This window comes from Deltaproteobacteria bacterium (genome assembly GCA_020845775.1).
Taxonomy (GTDB): Bacteria; Bdellovibrionota_C; UBA2361; order SZUA-149; family JADLFC01; genus JADLFC01.
Genome location: JADLFC010000030.1, coordinates 1 through 3,947, shown reverse-complemented (window position 1 = coordinate 3,947; position 3,947 = coordinate 1). Strand labels below are relative to the sequence as shown.

At 45.5% G+C, this 3,947-nt stretch carries 4 protein-coding genes; 3 read left to right on the top strand and 1 reads right to left on the bottom strand.

Features of this window, described 5'->3' with window-relative positions; genetic code table 11:
* The first annotated feature begins 62 nt into the window (after positions 1-62).
* From IT291_02110 to IT291_02100, 3 genes are read left to right on the top strand one after another with little or no spacing between them, the layout of a single operon-like run.
* On the top strand, positions 63-764 hold the full coding sequence (locus IT291_02110; GenBank protein ID MCC6220015.1) for a succinate dehydrogenase cytochrome b subunit: 702 nt from the start codon (positions 63-65) through the stop codon (positions 762-764).
* A 26-nt stretch (positions 765-790) separates the two neighbouring features.
* Positions 791-2,704: a fumarate reductase/succinate dehydrogenase flavoprotein subunit gene (locus tag IT291_02105; GenBank protein ID MCC6220014.1), complete on the top strand. Its 1,914-nt coding sequence runs from the start codon at positions 791-793 to the stop codon at positions 2,702-2,704.
* Positions 2,704-3,447, top strand: a complete 744-nt coding sequence (locus IT291_02100; protein MCC6220013.1) for a succinate dehydrogenase/fumarate reductase iron-sulfur subunit — start codon at positions 2,704-2,706, stop codon at positions 3,445-3,447. Before IT291_02105 ends, IT291_02100 begins: the two co-directional genes overlap by 1 nt.
* Positions 3,448-3,537: 90 nt before the next feature.
* Here IT291_02100 and IT291_02095 read toward each other — a convergent pair.
* The coding region (locus IT291_02095; protein MCC6220012.1) for a DUF4143 domain-containing protein at positions 3,538-3,947 on the bottom strand (410 nt) is incomplete at its 5' end.

Below are 3,947 nucleotides of genomic sequence, written 5' to 3'. Positions count from 1 at the left end.
TAGTAGGCAAAAAACATTACCGTGATCTGTAAGCGGTGGATTTCTCGTGTAAGATTTGATTTATGCAAAAGAAACAGGGCTTTTTTTTGAATTCGTTAGTGGGGTTAAAGCTAGTGATGGCGCTAAGCGGCGTTATGCTGCTTGGGTTCGTAATAGTGCATATGCTTGGCAATTTGCAGATTTTTTTAGGACGCGATGCTTTTAATGCGTATGCGCATTTTCTAAAAAAGAATGAAGGTCTTTTGTGGGGAGCCCGTTTGTTTTTGTTAGCTGCACTACTTATTCATGTCTCGACTGCATTAAAATTGAGGCAGGTTAATAGTTCGGCACGCGGGTCGGATTATGTTTGCAAGAATACTGTGCAGGCTTCGTTTGCGTCGACGACTATGCTTGCTAGTGGTTTGCTAATCCTAGTTTATATAATCTACCATTTGGGGCATTTTACTTTGGGTACCTTTCATCCTGAGGTTTATTCTTTATCGATTAATAGAAATAACTCTGGCGAGCACGATGTGTACTATATGACTGTTCGTGGTTTTCAGAACGGCGTGGTCGCATTGGGTTACGTCTTAGCTATGGGCGTATTGTTTTGCCATTTAAGTCATGCAATTGCTAGTTTCTTTCAGACTTTAGGTCTTTCATGTCCTAGGAATTCATCATTTCTTAAAAAGTTAAGTGTTGTAGTTGCCGGGGTTGTATTTATCGGGTTTGTATCTATTCCGATTTCTGTTCAGCTCGGGTTTTTGAAGTTGCCTTTAGATTAGGGCCGTTAGATTAAGGGATATACCTCATGGAGCTAAGATCTAATATTCCATCTGGGCCATTGGCCGAAAAATGGGATAAGCACAAGTTTAATATCAAGTTGGTAAATCCAGCTAACAAGCGCAAATATAAGATATTGGTAGTGGGTAGTGGTTTAGCTGGAAGTTCTGCGGCTGCCTCACTCGCGGAGTTGGGATATGAAGTAAGTTGCTTTTGTTTCCACGGCTCGCCGCGGCGGGCGCACAGCATAGCGGCGCAAGGCGGCATTAATGCGGCGAAGAATTATCAGAATGACGGCGACAGCATATGGCGGCTGTTTTACGACACCGTTAAGGGCGGCGATTTTCGTTCTCGTGAGGCCAATGTTTATCGCCTGGCCCAAGTGAGTGTAAACATTATTGACCAGTGCGTGGCTCAGGGGGTGCCTTTCGCTCGTGAGTATGGGGGGCTCTTAGATAATCGTTCTTTTGGCGGAGCCCAAGTATCGAGGACATTTTACGCTCGCGGGCAAACTGGTCAGCAGTTGTTGCTCGGTGCCTATTCGGCCTTATCTCGTCAAGTTGGTTTAGGTAGGGTGCGAATGCATGTTTACAGCGAGATGCTGGACTTAGTTGTGAAGGATGGGCGTGCGTGTGGAATAGTCGTTAGGAATCTGCTCACAGGAAAGATTGAGGCGCACGCTGGGCACGCTGTAGTTCTAGCGACTGGTGGGTATACCAACGTGTTTTATCTTTCGACTAATGCCAAGGGATGTAATGTCACCGCGGCTTATAGGGCATATAAGCGAGGTGCTTGTTTTGCCAATCCCTGCTACACGCAAATTCATCCAACTTGCATTCCCGCCAGCGGGGAGCATCAAGCTAAGCTTACTCTCATGTCTGAATCGCTTAGGAATGACGGGCGAGTATGGGTGCCTAAGAAGCAAGGGGATCAGCGAAGGCCTGAGTCAATTCCAGAAAACGAGCGCGATTACTACTTGGAGCGCAAGTATCCAAGTTTCGGCAATCTTGCTCCGCGAGATATTTCTTCGCGAAGTGCCAAGGAAGCCTGTGATGATGGCAGAGGAGTGGGACGAACGGGCAAGGGAGTGTACTTAGACTTTAAGGACGCAATTAATCGCCTGGGTCGAGATGTGATCGAGGAGAGGTATGGGAATTTGTTTCACATGTATGAGAGAATTACGGCGGAGAATCCTTACGAGCAGCCCATGCGAATTTACCCAGCTCCGCATTACAGCATGGGGGGACTGTGGGTAGATTACAACTTGATGAGCAATTTACCGGGCTTATTTGTGATAGGCGAGGCTAACTTTTCGGATCACGGTGCTAATCGACTTGGAGCTAGTGCTTTAATGCAAGGATTAGCAGATGGGTATTTTATTTTGCCCTATACTATTGGCGGATATTTGGCAGGGATAAAAGGCGATCCGATTAGTCGCGAGGCAGCAGAGTTTAAAGTGGTTGCTGGGGATGTTGAAAAAAGAATAAATCGCTTCCTGTCGTCTAAGGGAAGCAAGCCAGTGGATTATTTTCACCGCAAGCTCGGAAAAATTATGTGGGAAAATTGTGGTATGGCGCGCACTGAGGCAAGTTTAAAAAAAGCGCTGCGAGAGATACCGGTGGTAGCGGAGGAATTTTGGAGTGATATGCGAGTTAGTGGCAGTGGAGAAGAACTGAACCTGTCGCTAGAAAAAGCTGGCAGAGTTGCGGATTTTCTTGAGTTTGCTGAACTTTTATGCACCGATGCTTTAGAGAGGCGGGAATCCTGTGGAGGGCATTTTAGGGAAGAATATCAAATGCCTGATGGAGAAGCCAGACGCGACGATGCTAATTTCGGTTTCGTAGCAGCTTGGGAATATCGAGGCGATGGCAATAAGCCAGTCATGCACAAAGAGGATTTAGTTTTTGAGAATGTTGAACTTGCCGTTAGGAGCTATAAATAATGCGATTTACTCTACATATTTGGAGGCAAAAGAACTGCCAGTCGCCAGGTAGGATGGAGCGTTATGAAGTTAGCGACATTACTGAGGACATGTCGTTTATCGAAATGCTCGACGTTTTAAACCTCGAATTAATTGAGAAGGGAGAAGAGCCCATTTCGTTTGAGTCGGATTGTTTAGAAGGAATTTGTGGAACCTGCGGTTTAGTGATAAATGGCATTGCGCATGGGCCAGAAAAGGGCGTTACCACCTGCCAATTGCACATGCGCTCATTTCGGGATGGCGAGAACATTTACATAGAACCATTTCGCTCAAAAGCATTTCCGCTTGTAAAGGATTTAGTTGTCGACAGGAGTGCGTTAGACAGGATTATTCAAGCTGGCGGTTTTATTTCCGTAAACACTGGCGGAGTTCCCGATGCGAACTGCATTCCTATCTCGAAGCATGATGCCGATTTGGCGATGGATATGGCTGCATGTGTTGGATGTGGAGCATGTGTAGCGTCTTGCAAGAATGCAGCGGCGATGTTGTTTACTGCTGCAAAAGTCTCGCAATTTGCCGTTTTGCCACAAGGACAACCGGAAAGAAAAGACCGGGTCGTAAGTATGCTTGATGCAATGGACAAAGAGGGTTTTGGAGCCTGCTCCAACCAATACGAATGCGAAGCCGTATGTCCTAAGGAAATAAAAGTTAGCGCCATTGCCAGGATGAACCGCGAGTATTTTAGGGCGAAAGCTCTTATTTGAGGCAATAGGCCGGTTTTATAGAAGTAGCTATATAACCACCATCAGCATGATTTGTTATGCCGCAATTGAGGGATGTAGTTATATTGTCACTTAAAACAATTCGCCTTTCCATAGGCTATCCAGAAACGCGTTCCAGGGGAAAATTTCAATTTTACCAACTTTTCTTTTAATGGCCTCCTTCGAAACGACAATATGGCGTTTCGAAATTCCCTCCTCGATAAATGCCTTAAGTCCTTTTAGGGCTCTATCTGGAACACTCTCTGATGCTTTAACTTCTATCGCCAAAGAGTCGCCTATAACAAAATCGACTTCCATGCCAGATTGGCTTCTCCAAAAAGTAAGAGCCTCCTGTCTCCTTGAGTAAGACAAATAGGCTCTAATTTCTAAGGCAATAAAATGTTCAAACGCTTTTCCATATGCATTAGACCTAGCTGGTAGCTCACGTCTGTCTAGAAGCGCACTGGTTACACCCAAATCAAACAAATAGAATTTAGGTCTAC

What these genes read in the sequence shown, in the direction of transcription:
- IT291_02110 (MCC6220015.1), top strand. Translation starts at nt 63, where the DNA reads ATGCAAAAGAAACAGGGCTTTTTTTTGAATTCGTTAGTGGGGTTAAAG.
- IT291_02105 (MCC6220014.1), top strand. Translation starts at nt 791, where the DNA reads ATGGAGCTAAGATCTAATATTCCATCTGGGCCATTGGCCGAAAAATGG.
- IT291_02100 (MCC6220013.1), top strand. Translation starts at nt 2,704, where the DNA reads ATGCGATTTACTCTACATATTTGGAGGCAAAAGAACTGCCAGTCGCCA.